The 22699-nt window shown below is 55.5% G+C and carries 12 protein-coding genes and 1 pseudogene; 10 read left to right on the top strand and 3 right to left on the bottom strand.

All coding sequences use genetic code 11. The features are described from left to right. The 3 genes and pseudogenes from JE47_RS22565 to JE47_RS22555 all read right to left on the bottom strand — a co-directional run. On the bottom strand, positions 1 to 3276 hold a 3276-nt coding region (locus JE47_RS22565; RefSeq protein ID WP_442856922.1), incomplete at its 3' end, for an SdrD B-like domain-containing protein. After that, positions 3177 to 3665 carry a DUF6688 domain-containing protein gene (locus tag JE47_RS22560; RefSeq protein ID WP_442856921.1) on the bottom strand — a complete coding sequence of 163 codons (489 nt, stop codon included), beginning with the start codon at positions 3663 to 3665 and terminating at the stop codon, positions 3177 to 3179. The genes JE47_RS22565 and JE47_RS22560, both read right to left, overlap by 100 nt. Continuing rightward, positions 3559 to 11220: pseudogene (locus JE47_RS22555) on the bottom strand (SdrD B-like domain-containing protein); the annotation flags it as partial. The gene JE47_RS22560 and the pseudogene JE47_RS22555, both read right to left, overlap by 107 nt. 1709 nt (positions 11221 to 12929) lie before the next feature. On the opposite strand from JE47_RS22555, the gene JE47_RS0114005 reads away from it, so the two are divergent. From JE47_RS0114005 to bchD, 10 genes are all read left to right on the top strand, one after another. Continuing rightward, positions 12930 to 14288 (top strand): BCD family MFS transporter, encoded by a 1359-nt coding sequence (locus JE47_RS0114005; RefSeq protein WP_031460359.1) that lies wholly within the window; start codon positions 12930 to 12932, stop codon positions 14286 to 14288. A 67-nt stretch (positions 14289 to 14355) separates the two neighbouring features. After that, positions 14356 to 15183, top strand: a complete 828-nt coding sequence (locus JE47_RS0114000) for a class I SAM-dependent methyltransferase (RefSeq protein WP_031460358.1) — start codon at positions 14356 to 14358, stop codon at positions 15181 to 15183. Beyond that, complete coding sequence (gene bchF, locus JE47_RS0113995) at positions 15183 to 15671, top strand: 2-vinyl bacteriochlorophyllide hydratase (protein WP_031460357.1); 489 nt, start codon at positions 15183 to 15185, stop codon at positions 15669 to 15671. The genes JE47_RS0114000 and bchF overlap by 1 nt, the downstream gene beginning before the upstream one ends. Positions 15672 to 15751: 80 nt before the next feature. Then, positions 15752 to 16741, top strand: coding sequence for a zinc-binding dehydrogenase (locus JE47_RS0113990; RefSeq protein ID WP_031460356.1), 990 nt, complete (start codon positions 15752 to 15754; stop codon positions 16739 to 16741). A 73-nt stretch (positions 16742 to 16814) separates the two neighbouring features. Then, a complete protein-coding gene (locus tag JE47_RS0113985) occupies positions 16815 to 18050 on the top strand; it encodes a chlorophyllide a reductase iron protein subunit X (RefSeq protein ID WP_035419521.1) in 1236 nt (411 codons plus the stop codon). Between the two features lie 40 nt (positions 18051 to 18090). Continuing rightward, positions 18091 to 18252, top strand: coding sequence for a hypothetical protein (locus JE47_RS21965; protein ID WP_173424565.1), 162 nt, complete (start codon positions 18091 to 18093; stop codon positions 18250 to 18252). Continuing rightward, positions 18252 to 19004 (top strand): DUF169 domain-containing protein, encoded by a 753-nt coding sequence (locus JE47_RS0113975; protein WP_031460354.1) that lies wholly within the window; start codon positions 18252 to 18254, stop codon positions 19002 to 19004. Before JE47_RS21965 ends, JE47_RS0113975 begins: the two co-directional genes overlap by 1 nt. A gap of 4 nt (positions 19005 to 19008) precedes the next feature. Then, complete coding sequence (locus JE47_RS0113970) at positions 19009 to 19203, top strand: hypothetical protein (RefSeq protein WP_028457136.1); 195 nt, start codon at positions 19009 to 19011, stop codon at positions 19201 to 19203. A gap of 133 nt (positions 19204 to 19336) precedes the next feature. After that, positions 19337 to 20449, top strand: a complete 1113-nt coding sequence (gene bchI / locus JE47_RS0113965) for a magnesium chelatase ATPase subunit I (protein ID WP_031460353.1) — start codon at positions 19337 to 19339, stop codon at positions 20447 to 20449. Positions 20450 to 20536: 87 nt separating this feature from the next. Further along, positions 20537 to 22438, top strand: a complete 1902-nt coding sequence (gene bchD / locus JE47_RS0113960; RefSeq protein WP_031460352.1) for a magnesium chelatase ATPase subunit D — start codon at positions 20537 to 20539, stop codon at positions 22436 to 22438. Positions 22439 to 22699 lie beyond the last annotated feature (261 nt).

Below are 22699 nucleotides of genomic sequence, written 5' to 3'. Positions count from 1 at the left end.
CTGATTGGCGGCCGTGATGACGTAACCGGTGGGTGGTACGACCGTTACCGTGTACGTCCCCGGCGCCAGATCGTCGAAGCGGTAGAAGCCGTTATCGTCGGTGATCGCGCTTCGACTCACCGTGACGCCTGCCCCCGTTGTGCCGCTTAACTGGACGGTCACGCCCCGCACCCCCGGCTCACCAGCATCCTGCAAGCCGTTGCCGTTGGTGTCCTCCCAGACGTAGTTGCCGATGCTGGCCGGACGGTAGAGGCCCGCGTCCCAGGTATTGTCGATCTGACCACTTACCAGTGTGAAGGTAGCAGTTCGCCCAGTTGTTCGGTTTGCATCTGAATCGCTCGCATCCGAACCTGTATCGGCAAAGGTAAATACATAACCCGCGGGCAGGTTGCTGAATTCAAGGTAGTACTCACCGGGCAGTAGACCGCTGAAGCTGTACGAGCCGCCGCCAGTCGTGGTGACGGAACCAACCGCAGTTCCGTCGGCTCGATACAGGGTCACGGTTACTCCATCGATCCCATTCTCGCCACTGTCTTGCTGTCCGTTGCCATTGACATCTTCCCAGACGAAGTTGCCAACACTGGCCCGATTAAAGACACCCATATCCCACGTCTGGTCATTAGCACCGATGGGGAGGGTGATAACTGAAGTGAGGCGAGTGGTCGGATCGGCATCGCTGTCAACGGTATCATTGCTACCCTGATCGCGTGGGCTGACATCGCTATAGCCAGCCGGTAGCGCGAATTGGAGGTAGTACGATCCGGGAATCAGGTGCGTGAAGCCGTAGATACCGTTCATGTCAGTTGTTGTGCTCACCACCAGCGTATCATCATCGCCGCCAATCGCGTTGTCGGGGCCGGTGCTGAATAGCTCAACCATTACACCACTGACCCCGTTCTCACCACTATCCTGCACGCCATTGGCATTCTGGTCATTCCAGACCAGATCGCCAAGCCGGGCGTGACGGAAGAAGCCAAAGTCAACCGTTAAATTACCGTTCGTGCCGTCACCGTCAACAGCAATGTCCGGCTCAGTACCGCGGGCCAGCGTGATCGGCGCGCTGTCAACATTGCCACTGCCATCAGTGGTACCGTTGTCATCATTGTCTACATTATTATCCGGATCGGGCGCTGCCTCATAAGGACCGGTCACCGAGCCATTGGCGCCGGTGCTGGAAACAAAGCCGGCTAGGGGCTGCCCGGTTGCAAACTGACCGGCCGGAATGCGCACAATGTAGTTCCCCTCGATCAGGTCGGTAAAGCTGTACTGACCACCGCCCGACGTGGTGGTGAAGGTCACCAGTTCACCTGCATCGGCCTGGTTGTTACCGTTGCTGTCAAGATAGAGTTCGACCCGTACCCCATCAATACCGGGTTCACCAACATCAACGATCCCGTTATTGTTCAGATCGTTCCAGACCAGATTACCGAGAGTAAGCGGCTCGAAGAAGCCAAAGTCGAGCGTGAGATTGCCGTTATTCCCGTCGCCATCGGTGGTTGGCTCAAACGATGGATTGAGCGAAATAACACCACTGACAACACCGTTGATTGTGTCGGTACCGTTGTCATCATTGTCTACATTGTTATCCGGATCGGATGCTGGCTCATAAGGCCCGGTCGCGGATCCGTTGCTACCGGTGCTTGAGCGATGGCGATAGAGCGGCTGACCAACGTCGAAGTTGCTGGCCGGAATAACCACAATGTAGTCACCCTGCTCCAAACCGCTGAATAGATAGGCACCGTTGCCATCCGTAGTTGTGAAGGTAACAAACTCTCCTGTATCGGCCTGGCCATTACCATTGCTATCGCGGTATAGCTCAACCCGCACATTGGGAATACCGCTCTCGCCACTGTCAACGACACCGTTGTCGTTGGCATCGTACCAGACCAGATTACCCAGCGTGAGGCGCGGATAGAGACCGAGATCCCACCTCAGATCGTTATTGTTGGTATTGCCAAGCGTGATAGTGGTCGTTTGCAAGGTTGCCGGATTGACATCCGAGTCGCGTGTATCATCACCACCCTGATCAAGTGGACTGATAGCATACTGAGCAGGAATGTCACTGAAGACCAGATAATAGGTACCGGCAATCAGGCGGTTGAACAGGTAGCTAGTGGCTGACGCTACTGATGTGCGGGTGATCGGCTGGATTCCAGGTGTATTCGGGTCACCATCGAGTGGCTGATTGGTTGCCGCACTGTAGATTGTGACCGTCACACCGGCAATATAGGTTGTTTCACCAGTATCTCGAATACCATTACCGTTGGCATCCAGCCACACCTGATCACCGATCTGACCTTCGTCAAACAGACCAAAGTCAATGGTCAGATTACTGTTCGCATCAATAGCCGGATTGGTCACACCGGTGGGCATAACCGTGTCAGGTTCGCCAGTAGGCATCATCCCAACGCGCACCGTAAAGACAGCGCTGCGCTCGTTGTTTCCATTAGCCGTGCCGTTGTCATCATTATCAACCGTGCTGTCATCAGGATCAGGCGCCGGTTCGTAGGGGCCGGTAGCCATACCGTTGATACCGGTGCTTGATACATTACTAGCATTCGAGACCAATTCTACCACGTAATTTCCGCCATCACGGAGGCCACCAAACAGGTAACGACCGCCGTTACTGGTTGTCGTGGTAATGACGGCTGTCGCTTCACTACCATTTAGTACGCCATTCCCATCGGCATCGTAGAACAAGCGCATCTCTCTACCGTTGACATATCCGGTACTTGCATCTCCAGCATCAAACACGCCATTGTTGTTGTAATCGAGCCAGACCCGATTCCCAATCGTCAAGCTGTAGAAGCCGAAATCAACGGTCAGGTTCGTATTGCTATCACCATCTTCGTCGGTTGGCTCACCACCGAGGCTGAGCGTTACTGCTGCGCTGCGAACGAGATCGGTTGCAGCGCCGGTCACAACCCCCACGTTCGGCCCGATACCATTGTCATCGCCGTCAGTGTCGGTATCGGGATCAGCGGCGCTATCGTTGGCGTTCCCACCATCACTGCTGCGGAAGAAACGTAACGCCCCACCACTGGCAAAGTTGCTGGCCGGAATGACAACCAGATAGTCACCCGGTATCAGGTTATCGAAGCGATATTCCCCGCCACCACTGGTTGTAGTCGTCGCCACCAGCGTATCAGTAGCGGCATCGTAACTGCCATTGTTATTCACGTCGCGGTAGAGTTGGATTTCAACGCCGTTAATGCCCGGTTCACCCGCATCAACGGTACGGTTATTGTTGTAGTCATGCCAGACCAGGTTGCCCAACGCCAGCGGACGGAAGAAGCCGAAGTCGAGCGTGAGATTGCCGTTATTCCCGTCACCATCGGTGGTTGGCTCGTCTTGTGAGCGCAGGGTGATAATGTCAGAAAGGATATTATCGCTACCATCATCAGTACCGTTATCGTCATTATCGATGTCGTTATCAGGGTCTGGTGCTGCCTCGTAAGGACCGGTTGCACTTCCCACGGTACCCGTGCTCGAACGGAATGCCGGCTGAGTACCACTCGGTCCCAGCGCCTGACCGATGGCGAAGTTACTCGCCGGAATCTCAACCAGGTAATCGCCCGGATCAAGGTTGATGAAGTTGTAGAACCCACCACCACTCGTCGTTGTCGTAGCCAATGGCGTCGTCTCGCTACCGTCAATTGTGCCATTGCGGTTTGCATCGTAGTAAAGATTCACCGTTACCCCGTCAATCCCACCCTCACCAGCATCGAGCAACCCATTGTTGTTGACGTCATTCCAGACTCGATTTCCCAGATTGACGAGCTGATAGAGACCAGCGTCCCGGCTTTGATCGTTCTGACCGGCAAAGAGCATGATCATACCGGTTCGACCATTCGTGCGATCAGGATCACTGTCAGTTTCATCATTACCGCCCTGATCCTGTGGGCTACGGACATAGCCGGTTGGTAAGGCAAAGTTCAGATAGTAACTACCCGGAATGAGATAATTGAACCCATAACTGCCATCAGCAGCAGTTGTTGCGGTTGCAACCAGGGTATCACCAGCACTTGGCTGACCGTCACCATCGGTATCGAAGAAGAGTTGGACAGTCACACCACCGATACCGGTCTCGTCACCACCATTCTGCACGCCGTTAGCATCGCGATCAAACCAGACCAGATTCCCAATTCGGGCCGGCCAGAAGAGGCCGAAGTCAACGGTCAGATTACTATTTTCGTTACGCGCCGGATCGTTCAGCGCAGCGGGTAATGGATCACTCTCACCGATTGGTTCGCTATTGGGCCGCAGACGAACGATAGTACTCCGTACCACGCCACCGCTCTGACTACCGTTGTCATCACTGTCAGTTGTGTTGGTATCGGCATCGGGCGCTGATTCATACAACCCGCTGGCACTTCCATTCGTGCCGGTGCTCGACACATAACCTGCCGGCAAGACCACTTCCACCAGATAGTCACCCTGCACCAGACCACTGAACAGATAATAACCACCATAGTTCGTTGTCGTTGTAGCGATCGGCGTCGTCTCACCGCTATCGTTCACATCACCATCGCCGTTGAGATCACGGTAGAGACGCACGGCGACACCATCAATGCCAACCTCACCCGCACTGAGTTGACCGTCATTGTTGATATCTTCCCATACCCGATTACCCAAGGACAGGAGCTGGTAGAGACCGGCATCCCAGGTCAGATCATTCTCGCCTGACTCGAGATCAATCGTGATTGTGGTCGCTGTCGCGCTCACACCGGTCGGCACGTCGGAGTCCGTAGCATCGGTCGCTGCTGGTGCATCGCCGACGGTGAAGGCGTAGCCATTAGGCCGCGTGAATCGCACACGGTAGAGGCCGGGTTGCAGATTCGTAAAGCTATATGCGCCGCTGCCATTGGTCGTTGCGGTTGCCAATGTATCATCAGCCGTACCGAAGGTGCGGTCACGCCCGGCGCCGATCAACGCTACAGACACATTGACAAAACCAGGTTCACCCGTCTCTTGCACACCGTTCCCGTTCAGGTCTTCCCAGACGAAATCGCCCAGGCTGGCCGGAATGACCAGACCAGCATCCCACGTCAGATCGACCTCACCCGACTCAAGGACAGTGTCGATCATGACACCTGACGCATCAGCATCACTATCATTGGCATCATTCGCTCCGGCAACTTCTGTTGCTGTTATATCGCGATAGGTGAAGACTTCGCCGGTCGGTGCGGTGACGGTTATCTGGTATGTGCCCGGTACCAGATTGGTAAAGCTGTAGAAACCACCACCTGACGTCGTGGTTGTCTGATTAACAAGGGCGCCACTACCTGTTGTACCAGTTAGTGTCACTGTAACACCATCAAGTCCTGTTTCGCCGGTATCTTGCACACCATTGCCATTCGTATCGCGCCAGACCCGGTCGCCAATCGTTGCCGGACGGTAGAGACCGGCATCCCAGGTCAGGTCTTCCTCGCCCGACTCAAGGGTTGTCGTGGCCATGACGCCAGCACCGTTGGCATCCGAATCGCCGCCATCGTCACCCTGATCTGCTGCGGTGAAGAAGTAACCGGCCGGAGCAGTGACGGTAATGGTATAACTGCCCGGTGTGACATTATCGAACAAATAGAAACCGTTACTGTCGGTTTGAGTCGTTCGCGACACCGGATCGCCTGCACCGGTCGTGCCATTCAGAGTCACCGTGACATTCGGGATGCCCAGCTCGCCAGCATCCTGGCGACCATTACCGTTACGGTCTTCCCAGACGAAGTTGCCAATTCGGGCCAGCCGGTAGAGACCGAGGTCGTATTGCGAATTATTCCCTGATACCGGCGTGAATGGCGCCGTCTCAAAGGTGGCATTGGCATCGCTATCAAGCTGATCATTCCCACCCCAATCCTGCGGACTACGCACATAGTCGGTTGGGATTTCGCTAAAGCGAATGCGGTAGGTACCAGGGAAGAGGTTGGTAAACTGATAAAGACCATTGCCATCAGTGTACGTGTAATCGAGCACGACACCATCGCTGTCGCGCAATAGCTCAACGCGCACACCGGGAATGCCGGTCGTCTCATCAGCATCCTGAATACCATCGGCATCCAGATCAAGCCAGACCCGATCGCCAACAGTGATCGTCTCGAAGATACCGGCATCAACGGTGAGATTGTTATCGCCTGAATTCAGACGAACGATTCCGGTGCGACCGTCAATTGGATTGGCGTCACTATCGGCAGTATCATCACTGCCCTGATCCAGCCGGGTGAAGGAGTGGTTGGCCGGTAGGTTACTAAAGACCACATAGTATTCACCTGGTGCGAGATTGGTGAAGAGGTATTCGCCGTTGCTGTCGGTCGTTTGTGTCGCCACCAACGTCCCGTCGAGCCTGTAAAGACTCACAGTCACACCGTTTACGCCACTCTCGCCTGAATCCTGGATACCATCAACATCACTGTCAAACCAGACACGATTCCCCAGGCTAGCCGGGTTCAGCACACCCATGTCGAGAGAACGGTTTGACGCGCCGGAGAGTAGTTCGACAATTGGGGTGCGCCGGTTAGCGTCAACGTCACTATCGGTCTCGTCGGTCGCCACGACCGCATCACGCGGGCTGAGCAGACTGTAACCGGGTGCAGTACCGAACTGGACGAAATACCGGCCAGGTTGCAGATTGGTAAAGAGGTATTCGCCACTACCGTTCGTTGTTGTCGAAGCGACCAGGACATCATCGGCCGTACCGGCGATACCGTCAGTCCCAGGCTGGTACAGAGAAACCGGCACATTCGCTACACCAAGCTCGCCACTATCCTGTCGTCCGTTGCCGTTGACATCGTGCCAGACCCGATCACCGAGGCTAGCCAATTGATACAGGCCGAGGTCCCAGCGCAGATCGTTTTCGCCAGCACTTAAGGTCGTCGTGGTTGTCAGGAAGGTGTTCGGATCAACATCGGAGTCGGCGTTGTCGTTGCTACCCTGATCCCGTGGGCTGACGATATAACTGGCAGGAACGACAAACCGCAGGTAGTAATCACCGGCCAGCAGATTCTCGAAGCGGTAGAAACCATCGGCATCGGTGACGGTAGTATTCAGCGGGTTACCGGCGCTATCGTACAGCACAACCTGTACACCTGGGATGCCAGCCGTCTCACTCGCATCCTGGATACCGTCCGCATTGTCATCACGCCAGACCCGATCACCGATACTGGCCGTCGGCACAATCCCAAAGTCCCAGGTCGGATCGTTCTCACCCGGATCAAGCGTGGTTGCCGCCGTTTGCCGGGTTATCGGATCGGCATCGCTATCGTGGGTATCATCACTCCCCTGGTTCTGCGGACTGGCACGATGACCGACGGGCAAACTAAACTCAACATAGTAGTCGCCAGGCACCAGATTGGTAAACGTGTAGATACCACTGCTGTTTGTCGTTGTAGTGGCCACCGGCACACTGCTACCGGGTCGGTAGAGACGAACCTGCACCCCACCGACACCCGGTTCGCCAGCATCTTGCATCCCGTTGTTGTTGGTATCACGCCAGACCCGATCACCGATTGAAGCGAACACGAACAGACCCATATCCCAGTCGGGATCATTCGCGCCCGGCGCCAGATCGATCAGGGCAGTACGCCGAGTCGTTACATCAGCATCACTATCAGCCGCATCGTCACTTCCCTGATCGGTTGCAGTGAGTGTGTAACCGGTTGGCGGCGCACCAAACTGCACAAAGTAGCGACCGGGTGGCAGATTGGTGAAGCTGTAGAGACCATCGGTGCCGGTTGTCGTTGTAGCCACCAGTTCATCATCAGCCGTGCCAGCCACACCATCGTAGCCAAGGCGATAGAGACTCACCTGAACACCGCTAACCCCCGGCTCACCAGCATCTTGAATGCCGTTGTAATTCAGATCATTCCAGACCCGATCGCCAACACTGGCCAGCAGTGCCACCAGACCAGCATCCCAACTCAGATCGGTCTGATTGGCGGTCAAGGTGATAACCGGCGTCAATCCGCTAGCGTTAACATCACTATCCAGCTCGTTGTTGGTACCTTGATCGGCGGTCGTGAAGCTGTAGCCAGCAGGCAGATTGCTAAAGCGCACCCGATACGTACCGGCGTTCAAACCGGTGAAACCGTAGCGGCCAGCACCATCGGTCACGGTGATCGTCGGCTGCACACCGGGCGTACCCGGATCACTATCTATCGGATTCCCACTACCATCGAGCAACTCAACCGTGATACCGGCTACGCCCGGCTCGCCAGCGTCCTGAATCCCGTTGCCGTTCGTATCAAACCAGACCCGATCGCCCAGAGCTGCACCTCTGATAAAGCCAAAATCGAGGGTCTGATTGCCATTTGCATCATCACCGTCTGTTGTCGGCTCACCACCAACTGATAGTGTGATCGGCAACGAGCGGACGATGCCGGCAATCAGTGTACCGTTATCATCATGATCGACATCATTATCGGGGTCAGGCGCCGGATCGTTGCCACTACTCGAACGCATTCCGTACAACACACCACCAGGAGCGAAGTTATCGTCGTCAACTACTACGATATAGTTACCGGCAGTTAGATTGGTGAACTGATAATACCCGGCCTCACCACCGACCGTACTGGTGGTCGCACCGCCAACGTACTCACCGGAATCGGGGAGACCATTATTGTTCACATCACGGAACAGGCTTAGACGCACACCATTAATACCGGATTCGCCGTTCGTCGGCTCATAGCGACCGTCGTTATCACGGTCATACCAGACCCGATTACCGAGACGCAGATTCCCGGTCGGTACAATCAATCCAGCATCACGACTACGATCAAGCTGGTTTGCAGCCAGCGTGAAGACACCGGTTCGTCCGGTAGTTGGATTAGCGTCAGAGTCGTGGTTATCGTTACTCCCGCTGTCTGCCGTCGTAAAGGTAAAGCCGGTTGGCAGGACAAACTCAATGAAGTAGCTTCCAGCACTTAACCCACTGAAGAGGTAGTAACCAGGATTACCAAGCAGATCATCGGCAGTGACGGTTGTGGCAATCAGGGTACCAATGCTATTGTATAGCCGCACGGTAATTCCATTGACCCCATCAGATGGCGGTTCATCCTGGATACCATTCCCGTTGCGATCAATCCAGACATAATCACCAACCGCAGTGACGGTCACCAATCCCACATCCCAGGTATCATCATTTTCACCGGATGCAAGGTTTGTGACCGCACTGTAGCGCGAGGTCGGGTTAATATCCGAGTCGCGAGCATCATCACCACCTTGATCGGGTGTTGTAAAGCCATACCCGGCTGGCGGCGTTACCCGAATGTAGTAATCGCCGGGAGGAATGTCATCAGGATCAGAGAAGAGATAGTAACCGGGGTTACCATCATTATCCGGACCAGAGATCGTAAATCCAACCCAACGGTCGCCAGCACTCGGCCCGGCAATACCATCACTGTCCTGGTAGAAATCGATCCGTGCACCATTCACCCCAGTTTCGCCAGGGTCTTGCACACCATCGAGGTCGGCATCGAGCCAGACGTAATTCCCATACGAAGGCGGTATAACCGCTCCTCGCTCAATACCAACTCGTGGTGGTTCGGCAGCCAGCAACGGATTCCCGTAAATATCAAACGCCCGATAGCCAAACGTATTCCAGGCAATCTCGCCAGGGGTACCACCTAACGGCGCCCGCATCGGCCACGTTATCACCACCGAATCTTGCGGGTAGAGAATACGGCTGCCAAAATCAATCCGCACCGAACGTACCGTCGTGATGTCAGCCGGTAAGGTCGTTGACCATTGTGGATCGACACAACCAGGTGCGTCTATCGGATTGCCTCCAGTATCGGTCAGACCCAGGTCAGGATTGCGACAAGGATTGTTCGTTGTACTGTAATAGACGGTTGCCCCATCGGGTACAGCGATAGGGCCGGCCAGATACGGTTGCCACTGGCTTTCACGCGGCTGGTTAAAACGCACGACGCCGACATCACCAACCCACGGCAAAATATCGATCAACACCAGATTGGTCAAGGGAACGGAGTTGGTATTAGTAATGATCAGCCGATAATCGGCCATACCACCGGGTGTAGTCATACCGGTGTAGGGATCGCGCGTCCATTCGGTATCGAGCTGGCCGAGCACCCATTTTGCCGAACTGGCCGTCGCTGCGGCCGCCAGGCTGAGGCTGGTAATCGAGGAGGAACAGATCAGTTCACTGATGTTGCCATCGCCATCGAAATCGTGGCTATCAGCAAGTTGTTGATGACATTGATCGATGAAAATCTGACCGGGCGGGTTGGCAAAACTGGCTAACGACGCAGTATTGGCGATGGTACCGGTCACCGTAGCCGGATCGATCCGCGCCTGGAAGCGAATCGTAAAGGAAGCATTCGGCGGTAAATTATAGCCCGGCCAGCGCCAACGCAGCAGGGTACGACCGGTACCGTTGTAGTTGTCAATCACATCCAACACCGGATCGGGGGCGCCGGTCGGCTTCGAGACCACAACTGAACTGCCCAGAACGTAACGTAGACTTTCAACCAACAGATCGGCCAAAACCGGATCAACCAGACCGGCGCCAACACCACCGAGCTGAGAATTGTTCAGCGTGATCGTGTAGGTAACGGTGTCACCAGCATAGGCTACCGCCGGGTCAACTGATTTACTTACAACTGCACGAGAACCTGGCTCAACGATTCGCGTGCGAGCTTCATCAAGCCGCGTAGCAGTATACCCGTTGTAAGTGAAGGTACTGGTCGCCTGATTCACCACGACCGCATTCACCGGCACTGCGGTCACCACAGCGCTGAGGTTATGTCCAGTTGCGCTAAACCCAAACGGTAACGGATCGAGGTAGCGCCAGCGAATAGCAGTAATCCGCTCGCCAGCGCCGAGGGTCAGCGTACTACAGCCACCACCTGAAGCCGGCGCAATATTCACGCAGCTTGTCGTGGTAAACGGACTCCCCGGAACTGGCGTAAAGGTGGAATTCAAATTTGTCGTGTACTCTAACTCGACTCGCACACCGGAGATATTTCCACCAGCCACTGTAATGCGTGTAACCTGCAACTCAGGCGGAACCGGATCGGTTACCACCACATCATTCAATGGCGTCGTGCCGGTGTTAATGGTATTGAAGGTATAGGTCACGGTATCACCCACCAATGCCGAAGTGGGGCCATTTTTGGTAAAGCCATACCCTGGCGTTGGCGGCTGAATCCGCCGTACATCATCATCGGTCAACGTAATCGTCACCGAACCGGCCTGGGCAGAGACATTCATCACATTGCGCACTTCAGTCCCGACGGGAAACGAAGCCGAAGGGAAGACAACCGTCACCGTGCGAGTTGCGCAGAGATTGCCTGGCACCGTTAGGCTAGTCGCTGGCCAGGAGACGGTATTCGTGCTGCTATTAAACGAGCCACCATCAGAAGCACTAACGAACGTCGCCCCTACAGGCAGCGCATCGGTAATCTGCACATTGGTCAGATTCAGCGCACCCGAACCATTATCTGGAATACAGACCTGAAGCTGATAAGTCGTCGGCACATCGGGAGCACCACCTGACACAAACGTCTTCGTAGCGACGGCACGTGGCTCAGCGCGAGCAGTAATTGTCAACGGATTCGACAAGCGCGGCGGCGCCGTGGTTGAACGCATCTCGGCCCGCAGCGTAGCCGTTGTTCCATCAGGGGTTATACCGGCGGGGAAACGCACCCGCAATTCCAACCGTCCACTATCACCCGGTGCTAGCGGCGAACTGAACGTCCATGTCACGGTGCGAGTAGTCGGATTGTACGATGCCGAAGTACCAGCACCAAGCGCCTGCACATCACCAGAACCACCGGCCAGCTCTAGCGGGATCACTGTAGTGACGGTCGCGTTTTCGCAAGGTGTACTGACAACGCTCGAACAACTGTAATCAACATAAATCACTGACCAATCACCGCTGTTGACCACCGGGAAACTGGTACTGAGCATAACATTGACGGTGGCGTTAGCCAGAGCCACATCAGGCCGCAGACTAACGAAAACTACAGCAATGATCAGGAACAGACTGAATAGAAAACGACGGGCAGCGACGAAGTGTGACATAAGATGACCCCACATAACACATTGATTACTCGGCAACAGCCGAAGTACGACCGAATGGTCAAAAAACAGTATATGTCTCCGGCGCACCAGAGCATTACCATTACCAGCAATGTTGGGCAGTTCGGATGATGTATTCGTTGTGATTGAGGTTGTCGGACGGTGGCAATCACGGGATGGCGCCGAAACCGTATTGATCGCACCGATGCTGAATCCCCTGAACCGGTGACATTGGAATGACAAATGACGTTGGATGGGGAGTAGGGCGAAACATTTTTCGCCGTTGCCTTCCGCCACCACCGTGTCTCGCCAATAGCGCACAGCGTCGCATATTCTCCAAGCAGCACTACGCGCTGCGATTCGGCACACGTCAGCACCGATCCGAATATCGTATCGTCACGTTCACAACGGATGAACCTGGTTAGCAAGACAGCGTCTCGTCGCTGAGACAGTTATTCGGATAGGTACTAATCTTGCGACTGGTTGTTTTCTAAACGGTGTGAAGATTTCTCAACTGCGTCTGTGCAGCAGTGGTCACGCAAAATGGTTGCATTTACAATGCAATTGATAATTATATCTAGCAATTGGGCTTTCAAAGACTTTCTTCGCTTTCCTAAAGGTGTAATTTTTCCGAGTACCAACAGCAACTCAAAAAACTTTTTGATAATATGCAAAATTTTGAGGTTGACAAGCGATTGCACAAATTTTGCAAATATTGCACAAGGTTGTAATATATGCTATACTCGGTCACAGATATGGGATCCCAAAAGCCTCGTACCGACAGTGATCAGTTGCCACGTCCGCCAACCGAAAACCTTTTGCTAACAGGAAAAAAGTAGTACAAACTCTGTGCTACACAATCCGTTCGTACCGTGTAAAGAGCTAGAAAGGTGTGCGTGATGGGCCTGCTCCGTTTCGCCGTCAAAACATTTCGCCTCTCGCTGATGCGGGTTGGCGCCGGGTGGATGTTCGCCTTGCTTACCTTTAACTTCAATCGCGTATCGATTGCCGACCTCGGCGCAATGGCGGTGATCGTCACCACGTTGATCGGTCTCCACCACTTCATCTCATTCTTTCAGGTATACTGGGGGCGCTTTACCGACCGTTATCCCATCTTTGGCTTACGGCGCACGCCATACGTCATTTTGTCAAATATTGGTGCAGCGCTGGTATTTCTCACCTTACCCAGCATTGCTATTGGTCTAGGCGAACGCTCGTTTATCGCAACAGTTGAGGCTTTCGCCCTCATCTTCATCTTCGGCGTGTTGATGGCCATGAACGGCAGCTCATCCAATGCGCTGATTGCTGAAGTCACCACACCGAAAGAGCGCGGCGCGGTGGTAGCTTTTATCTGGGCTACTGTCATCATTAGTGGCATTGTTTCCGCCGGTGTTTCGCGAGTCATTATGCCCGTCTACTCGCCGGAGACAATGCAGCAGCTTTACAATCTGACCCCCATTGTCGTAACTATCACTGTGCTATTGGGCGTAGTTGGCCTGGAGAAGCCGATCTCGAAGGAAGAGCATCAAAAGCTACTGGCCCAGGCTCCTGAGCGCGGCGAAGCCGGCCCAGTCGAGACGTGGCGAGTAGCTACCGGCCTGATGAGGCGCAACCCACAGGTACGCGGCTTCTTCGCCTTCGTCCTGCTGGCGATTATGGGTATTTTCTTGCAAGATGCAATCCTGGAGCCATTCGGTGCTGAGGTCTTTGGAATGCCGCAGAAAGACACTGCCGCATTTCAACAAGTGTGGGGTGCTGGCGCCCTGCTTGGTATGCTCGGGATTGGTATCCTCTCCAGCTTGCTCCCGATCCAGAAGAAGACCATTGCAACGATTGGTGGCTTAGGCGTCGCCGGAGGACTGGCAATGCTGATGATCTCGGCGCTGTCTCTCCACCGTGAGATTATCTCGCCCGCGTTATTCATTATGGGTCTCGGTATTGGCCTGTTCAATGTCGGTGCACTGGCGATGATGATGGAGATGACGGTCGAAGGTCAGACCGGTCTCTATATGGGAATGTGGGGGATGGCGCAGGGACTGGGGAATGGTTTTGCTAATGTCCTGAGCGGCCTGGGCCATACGGTGATGATCGAAGGTGGTCTGGTATCACCGACCGTTGGGTACGGGCTTGTCTTCGGCCTGGAAGCGTTGCTGATGGTCGTCGCAACCGGTATCCTGCGCGGGATCTCGGTGCAGGAGTTTAAGGGTCTTACCCGCCAGGACATCACCACCGCACTGGCGATGGATACGGCCTCCTGAAACAATTTTGATCATCGTGGGGGTAAACGCGGTTTCACCCCCACGCTGGAAAGATGTATCCACCGCTATGGCACTTGACATCACGTTCGACAACATTGCCAGTGTGTATGATGCACAGCGTGCCCATCCGCCAGATGTGGCAGCCGCTATTGGGCAGGCGATTGTGCGTCAGCTCGGGCAGGGGAGACTCGTGCTAGAAATCGGGGTGGGAACCGGACGGATTGCGCTGCCGGTTGCGGGAGCGGGCGCGATCGTGGTTGGGATTGATATTTCACCTGGCATGCTGGCAACTGCACGCGAACGGGCAACCCAGGCCGGTATGTCGTTGCAGCTCGTGCAGGCCGATGCCCAGTCGCTTCCGTTTGCCAGGACGACGTTCGATGCAGTGCTGGCAGTGCATGTCTTGCACCTGTTGCCTGACTGGCGTGGTGGGCTGGCCGAGATCGTGCGGGTTACGAAACCCGGTGGTCTGATCATCCAGGGGGTTGATTGGCGCGATCCCAGTTCGTGTGTTGGAATGCTACGCGCCCACCTGCGCCAGGTCGTGATGGAATTGCTCCCCGGTGCACGACCGCCAGGCGCCGGAGCCGCAGTGAGTCAACATCTGGCGAAGCTCGGTGCACCCGTGATAGGTGAGGCTATCGAAGCAGCACGATGGCAGCGAACCCTCAGTCCTGCTGAGGTGATCGAGGGTATGGCAGCACGGATCGATGCCGAAACCTGGGCCTTGAGCGACGATATTTTAGCCGAGGCGGTAGCACGGGTAAAGAGCTGGGCTCAACAGCGCTGGCCCGATCTGAACGAACCGCAAATCGTTGAACACCGCTTTCTTCTCACAATACATCGCGTTGGTGAGCACACACCGGCGCAGGTTGAACAGAGCGGAGGCAGATAATGTATACGCCCGAACAACTCGAACGGCGCAATCGATCACCCTGGACAAAAGCGCAATTCATTCTTGCTCCGATCCAATTTATCGTCTTCCTCATTAGCTTTGCACTGGTCATCCGCTATCTTGTCACCGGCGAGGGTTACTGGATTGCGACGATCAGTGTGTGGATCAAAATTGCTCTGATCTGGGCGCTCACCATTACCGGTATGTTGTGGGAACACGACATTTACGGCAAGTATTTCATGGCGCCCGAATTCTTCTGGGAGGACCTCGGCAATCTGATCGCGATCATTACCCACAACGCCTATTTCGTCGCCGTCTGGCTCCATCTCGATAGCCGTACCGTGATGTGGGTGATGGTCTTTGCGTATGTCACCTATTTGTTCAACGCCGGACAATTTATTGTGAAAGGAATTCAATCGGCCAGGCAACGACGCTTGTTGCAAGCCCAGTTACAGGCACAGTCGGCAGGGACGGCAAACATGCAATAACAGACAGAGATTGATGTGGCGCAACCACCGGTTGAGTTCTTGAGACTACGCTACGGCGTACTAGAAAGTAGATCAAGCGTATGCCGATCAAGTCGCGGGCAGTAGTTATTCCCAAGCGGAACACGATTGAGATTCGCACGGTGCAGGTGAATGATCCAAAGGCCGGTGATGTCTTGATTAAGACTGCCTTTACCTCGATCAGCGCCGGTACCGAACGGATGCTGCTTGATGGACGCTTGCCGCAACCGCAGCTCCTCTTTCCGGTAGTACCTGGTTACGAGACGGTTGGGCAGGTGGTGCAGGTTGGTAGCAAGGCGCCGAAAGAGTTGCTCGGGCAATGGGTGTACATCGGTGGCGCACGCTGCTTCCGCGGCGTTAATGCAGCCTGGGGTGGGCAAAGCGAGTATATTACTGCCGAACACGAACGGGTGGTACCGCTCGGATCAATCGAACCGGCAACGGGTGTGTTACTGGCACTAGCTGCAACTGCACTCCACGGCATCAAGATTGCCCAGATTCGGCGCAACGATCGCGTGTTGGTTTTAGGGCAGGGCATTGTTGGGCAACTGGCAGCCCGTCTGGCTAAGTATGCCGGCGCCCAGCACGTAGCAGTCGCCGACCGGGTAGCGGTACGGTTGCAAGCCAGTCAGGCCGATCAGGTGATCGATGTGACACGCGAATCGCTCGATGAGGCAATTGGTGAAGCCAAAGTCAATGTGCTGATCGAGGCTACCGGCTCAATGGGCGCCCTTTCCGGTGCGTTGCCACTCCTGGCCGACCACGGGCGGGTCGTGCTGTTGGGCTACTACGACCACATCAATATTCCCTATGCACCGGTCTTTATGCGTGAAGCGCAAATTCTGATCGCTCGCGAGTGGGAATTCGGCCCCGATGGTGATCTCCCACGGGTTCGTGATCTGCTGGCTAACGGCGACCTAAAGGTGGATGGCCTGCTTACCCACTATGTTCCGCTCGAACGCATTCAGGCCGCTTATCGCCTGGCTCTCGAAGACCCGGCGTGTCTGAAGGTTGTGGTGACCTGGCCGCAAAACAACCAGGACGCTGAGTAATCGGCTATTGCGTGCACGTTCATAGGGGAAGCAGTCATTGACAAGCGAATACGCCTGGAAAGAGACATCGCGTATGCCAGCCCATCCAAAGCAGAAGCAAACCGGTTCGACCGCACGAATGTTGGCCGTCTACGGTAAAGGCGGCATGGGAAAATCGTTTTTCACCACCAATCTGGTCAGTAAACTGGCGTTGCTTGGCAATCGCGTTCTTCAGCTCGGCTGCGATCCAAAACACGATAGTTGCAATGCCCTCTTCGGCGGGGTCAGCTTGCCAACGCTTGGTGATGTCTGGCGTGAGTTTAAAGAAGCCGGACGTGAAGATGAACTGGCTCCACACCACGTAATCTTCAAGACGACGATCATGAACGGGGCAGCTACGGTGTACGGCTGTGAGATTGGCGGGCCAGAGGTTGGACGCGGCTGCGGCGGGCGTGGGATCACCTTTGGTTTCGATATGCTCGAAAAATTCGGCCTCAGCCAGTGGGCCCTTGATTATATTGTCATGGATTTTCTGGGCGATGTGGTGTGCGGTGGTTTCGCGACACCGCTTTCCCGCTCACTGGCGGAAGAGGTGATTATCCTCTGTGGTAACGACCGCCAAAGCCTCTATGCGGCAAACAATATTGCCAGCGCAGCTAAGTATTTCGCCAGTATGGGCGGGCGAACGAAACTGTTAGGCCTGGTAGTCAATCGCGATGACGGCAGCGGCGTTGCCGTGCGCTTTGCCGAAAAGATCAATCTCCCCGTGCTGGCAAGTATTCCGCTTGATCGGAAAGTGCGCGAATTGGCCGATGCCTGCCAGTTGGCGTTGCAGGACCCGCGCTTCGATGCACTCTTCGACCGGCTGGCCCGCCAGATTATCGACCGCACGCTCCCGACAGTGAAGATGGAAGAGGTCCGACCACTCGAATACAAAGCATTTCTGAGTGTGTTTGGCGCCGAAGAGCCGGACATCGTCCCTGAAGGTGCAACTGCCGAAGAGTTATTCGGCGAGCACCAGATCCGACAGCCGAAGCCGATTATTACGCTTGACCTGATGGAACGAGCGGTTGGCGACAAACCAGAGATGGATGCACCTACCCGTATGGTCGTGAAACGGTTGCTAAAAGAATTGGGCATGTACGTTACGGAAGCGAATTACGATCCGAAGAAGGGGATGATGCTGACCGTAGATGGTCATACTACCATTTGTATGGGCAATGCCGACGACCTCGACAGCAAGCTGGCGATCCTAGCTGCATTACAGCGTTCGGGCGAGCAGTTCCGCTACGTTGATCTGCGCCGACCGGCCAGCCCATTCTACCGGTAATCGAGCGTTGTAACCGTAGGTTGGATGATGGAGGTGGGCGATGTGGCTACGCCTGACCAAAACGGAAACTGAATATCGAGTAGCACCATTACGATTGCGAATTCGTTGGTGGATCGAGGGATGGATCTGGCGTTGGGGCCAGACGGCCGCCGCACTGCATGCGGAAAGTCCTGATCTGCAACATCCATTCTGGAGGCGATGATGAGTGAACAAGACGACATTCCCGATCTCAAAATGCTGCATCGCCTCTTGACCGAACGGATGCGGGTCAAACGCCGACCGGTAGCGATTACTTACTGTTATGATGGGCCACCACCCGGCTACGAACCGGTCAATATTGTTGCCTGCGCGATTGTGCGCGAAGCTGAACAGGGTAGACGGGTGTATGTCGATGCGAACCATCACGACTGCTGGGTAGGACAGTATCATCTCGGCTTCAATCCTGATCCAGGGCCATACATTACTCAAGGCATTTATTTAACCGATGCGCAGGGATTTTACACCCCAGAAGCGGCTGCCTGTAACAAGCAACAGAGCTACGCATTACCAGCAGGGATGATCAAAGCGTTGGCTGCCGCACCACTCGATGATGTGCCAGAGGGAGTTCCTATCGATTTGATGGTCTGTGTTGTTGATCCACAACGCGCCATGCAAATCGCCGGCGCAGCCAGTGTGCGGATCGGCACATTTCCTGTGGGTGAGCTGGGTGCTAGTGCGTGCGCTTCGATTTTCGCTACGCCATGGCACACTAAAAATTCAGTCTTTGCGATTGGCGATGGCGGTGGACGAATGCATAACCGGCTTGATCCGAGTGAAATGTTTGTTTCCATCCCGCGATCACATTTGCGCTACGTGGTAGAATTAATAGAGAACTTCCGTATTGATCCACAAAAAATGCGTGAAGTGATCATGCCTTCGTATTCCGCAAAAGCGAAACTATCGCGAGAGGAGTGAACCTATGCCAAGCGGACTCGGTGAAGCCACTCAGATGATCGGTCCATTAACACCAGCGATCCTGTGCTGGGCCTGTTTGATTCTGACCGTACTCGGTCTCGGTCTAACGTTCTTGTGGACGAACATCACTGCCTATGCCCGTCGGACCCGCACCGGTCGGAAACCAACGGCAGGGTCGGTGGTGAAGTCGCAGCGTTAATCTGGCCCGTAGCGGGATTGCGGCACCCATCGCACTGGACGTTCGTGGGTTGTGATTGTCTGTCCCGCCTGATTCGGGTATAGCGGTTCAGGCGGGCAGATGCCCGCTTTTTATTTGACAAAGGTGCTGCACAATGACCAAAGAACAAGCGCAAGAAGTCACAGTAACCGAACCGTCAACCAATGGTCAGGCGCCCGTTCCCAATGCGCCGGTTCCACCCTATCCGTTCGTAGCGATTGTTGGTCAGGCTGAATTAAAGTTAGCCCTCTTACTTTGTGTCGTTAATCCGACCATTGGGGGTGTGATGGTAATGGGCCATCGCGGTACGGCGAAATCAACTGCGGTGCGAGCGCTTGCAGCCATGTTGCCCCCGATCAAAGCAGTTGCCGGATGTCCTTATTCGTGCGCACCCGACCGGATGGCCGGGTTGTGTGAACAGTGTCGGGCGCTAGAGCACCAGACCGGTAAACACAAAAAGCCTGCGATCATTAACATTCCAGTACCGGTGGTTGATTTGCCGCTCGGCGCTACCGAAGATCGCGTCTGTGGAACACTCGATATTGAACGGGCATTGACCCAGGGTGTGCAGGCTTTTGCGCCCGGATTGCTGGCACGCGCCAATCGTGGTTTCCTCTACATTGATGAGGTCAACCTGCTTGAAGATCACCTGGTTGATGTGCTGCTTGACGTGGCAGCGTCGGGTGTCAATGTGGTGGAACGCGAAGGGATAAGTGTACGTCACCCGGCCCGTTTTGTGCTGGTCGGGTCGGGGAATCCCGAAGAGGGTGATCTCCGTCCACAGCTCCTGGATCGGTTTGGTCTGCATGCACGGATCACCACCATTACCGACGTGAATGAGCGCGTCGAAATTGTGAAACGCCGACGCGAGTACGATGCCGACCCGTTTGCGTTCACCGAGAAGTGGTCGAAAGAGACACAGAAACTACAACGCAAAATAAAGCAGGCGCAACGTCGTCTGCCAGAAGTTGTGTTGTCCGATCCGGTGCTCTACAAGATTGCCGAACTGTGCGTCAAACTTGAGGTCGATGGCCATCGTGGCGAATTAACGCTGGCCCGTGCTGCAACTGCCCTGGCAGCACTCGAAGGCCGGAATGAGGTAACCATTCAAGATGTGCGCCGTATTGCGGTGCTGGCTCTGCGCCACCGCCTGCGCAAAGACCCGCTCGAAACGCAAGATGATGCGGTACGGATCGAGCGTGCCGTCGAAGAGGTTTTGACTCCGTAAGCGATGTGAGGCTGGAGCGAGGAGCTGCCTCGCTCCGCCATGAATCGCAAAAGGAGGCAACATCGTCGCGTTGAGAGGAATGCTGATATGGTGCAGAAAGCCAGAGAACTACCAGCAGCGCCGCTACCATTTACGGCTATTGTCGGATTAGAAGCGGCACGGCAGGCACTCTTATTGTTGGCGGTTGATCCGAAGTTAGCAGGGGTTGCCATCGGCGCCGGTGCTGGCACCGGCAAGAGTGCCCTAGTGCGTGCCTTCGCCCGTATGCTGGCCGGTGGGCACGAGTTCGACCCAACCTTACCCTGTCAGTTAGTAGAGATGCCAGTTGGCGTCAGTGAAGATCGGTTGTTGGGTGGTATCGACATCGAAGCTACCCTGGCAACGGGTGAGCGTGTCCATCGCAGTGGTCTGTTGGCGCGTGCCAATGGGGGAATGCTCTACGTTGATAGTGTCAATTTGCTCGACGATAGTACCATTAACCACATTTTGAGTGCGCTCGATAGTGGGGTGGTACGGGTTGAACGCGAAGGTATCTCGGTCGTCGAACCGGCGCGCTTTGTATTGCTAGTCACTTACGATCCGGCAGAAGGGCCACCACGACGTCATCTTCTTGATCGGCTGGGATTGATTGTGGCACCAATCGGGAAAGCACCAGTAACAACTCGAGCAGAAGTAGTGCGCCGCAATTTGCAGCCCACTACCGACTACGAAGATGACGAAGCGCTGGTATTGGCCGGGATTCTGGCAGCCCGCGAACTACTGCCCTCGGTTACGATCAGCGATGAGCAGATCCGGCAATTGAGTCTGACGGCACTAGCGCTCGGGATTGAAGGCCACCGCGCCGATATGTTCGCGGTGCGTGCAGCTCGCGCCGCAGCAGCGTTGGCTGGTCGCGAAACTGTGAGTAATGAAGACCTTGAACTGGCGGTACGATTGGTGATGTTGCCACGGGCTACCCGCTTACCCGATATGCAGCCGCAAGAGGCACCGCCACCGCCAACACCTGAACCGGCCCCACCGCCACCAAGCCAACAGCAAGACGAAGACCGCTCAGACGAAGAGGAAGATCAACCACCACGACCTCCCGATGATGAACTGACGGTCGAAGATCTGATTTTAGCGGCCCTGGAAACGGAGGTACCGCCGGACATCCTCGAAACTCCTTTTACCGTGCGCCGACGCGGACGCAGCGGTTCGCGGGGAACCATTTCGGGTCAACGCGGACGCCACATTCGTTCGGTGCCAGGGAAACCGGCGCAAGGGCGGCTCGACGTCATTGCAACCCTCCGAGCGGCAGCACCCTGGCAACGGCTACGCGCTGCGGAACACCATCCGCATCGGCGTGGTCGCATTCACCTTCGAGCCGATGACCTGCATATTAAGAAGTATCGTTCAAAGGCGGGGACGCTCTTCTGTTTTTTGGTCGATGCCAGCGGCTCGATGGCGCTACACCGCATGCGACAGGCAAAAGGCGCCGTTAATGCACTCTTGCAACAGGCATACGTTCACCGCGATCAGGTTGCTCTGCTGGCCTTCCGCGGTGACCGCGCCGATCTGTTGCTTCCCCCATCACAAAGCGTTGAGCTGGCAAAACGAGCGCTTGATGTGTTACCGACCGGTGGTGGCACACCTTTAGCAGCAGCCCTACTGGCCGCATATCAGATCAGCGAACAGGCGCGTGCACGCGGTATCTATCGCACGACGATTGTGTTGATCACCGACGGACGACCGAATGTGCCGCTCAAGGCCGATCCGACAATGGATAAGACGCGCCGACTTGAACAGGCCCGCCAGGAGGTACAGCAACTGGCTGGCCGACTCTGGGCTGCCGGTGTTGGCGCGGTGGTTATCGACACTCAACGCAGCTTTGTATCGCGGGGTGAAGCCCAACAACTGGCGGCCTGGCTCGGCGGACGATACGTCTATCTCCCCAACGGACGCGGTGATCAAATCGCGAATGCAGTGATCGCTGCGAGTGAGGATGGGTAGGGGTGTTTTGGAAGGTAGCCCTCACCCCCGGCCCCGCTCCCGCGTTGCGGATAGCCCTCACCCCCGGCCCCTCTCCCGCGCTGCGGGAGAGGGGTGATCTAGTTCGTGAACGCGGTATCGGTGGCAGAATCGCCACTGCTGCGCTCATCTCTCCTTTTCTCTCTCCGTATGGAAGAGGAAGGGGGCCAGGGGCAAGGTGAGGGGCCACCCTCACCCCCGGCCCCTCTCCCGCGCTGCGGGAGAGGGGTGCTCCTCACCTCC

This window comes from Chloroflexus sp. MS-G (assembly GCF_000735195.1).
Classification (GTDB): Bacteria; Chloroflexota; Chloroflexia; order Chloroflexales; family Chloroflexaceae; genus Chloroflexus.
This window is presented reverse-complemented; position numbering and strand designations above follow the sequence as displayed.

Bases quoted from the DNA above. Each gene is read 5' to 3' on its own strand.
- JE47_RS0113985 (WP_035419521.1), top strand. From the start codon at position 16,815: ATGCCAGCCCATCCAAAGCAGAAGCAAACCGGTTCGACCGCACGAATG.
- bchI (WP_031460353.1), top strand. From the start codon at position 19,337: ATGACCAAAGAACAAGCGCAAGAAGTCACAGTAACCGAACCGTCAACC.
- JE47_RS0113975 (WP_031460354.1), top strand. From the start codon at position 18,252: ATGAGTGAACAAGACGACATTCCCGATCTCAAAATGCTGCATCGCCTC.
- JE47_RS22560 (WP_442856921.1), bottom strand. From the start codon at position 3,665: ATGGCACAATTGACGGTAGCGAGACGACGCCATTGGCTACGACAACGA.
- JE47_RS0114000 (WP_031460358.1), top strand. From the start codon at position 14,356: ATGGCACTTGACATCACGTTCGACAACATTGCCAGTGTGTATGATGCA.
- JE47_RS0113970 (WP_028457136.1), top strand. From the start codon at position 19,009: ATGCCAAGCGGACTCGGTGAAGCCACTCAGATGATCGGTCCATTAACA.
- JE47_RS0114005 (WP_031460359.1), top strand. From the start codon at position 12,930: ATGGGCCTGCTCCGTTTCGCCGTCAAAACATTTCGCCTCTCGCTGATG.
- bchF (WP_031460357.1), top strand. From the start codon at position 15,183: ATGTATACGCCCGAACAACTCGAACGGCGCAATCGATCACCCTGGACA.
- bchD (WP_031460352.1), top strand. From the start codon at position 20,537: ATGGTGCAGAAAGCCAGAGAACTACCAGCAGCGCCGCTACCATTTACG.
- JE47_RS0113990 (WP_031460356.1), top strand. From the start codon at position 15,752: ATGCCGATCAAGTCGCGGGCAGTAGTTATTCCCAAGCGGAACACGATT.
- JE47_RS21965 (WP_173424565.1), top strand. From the start codon at position 18,091: ATGTGGCTACGCCTGACCAAAACGGAAACTGAATATCGAGTAGCACCA.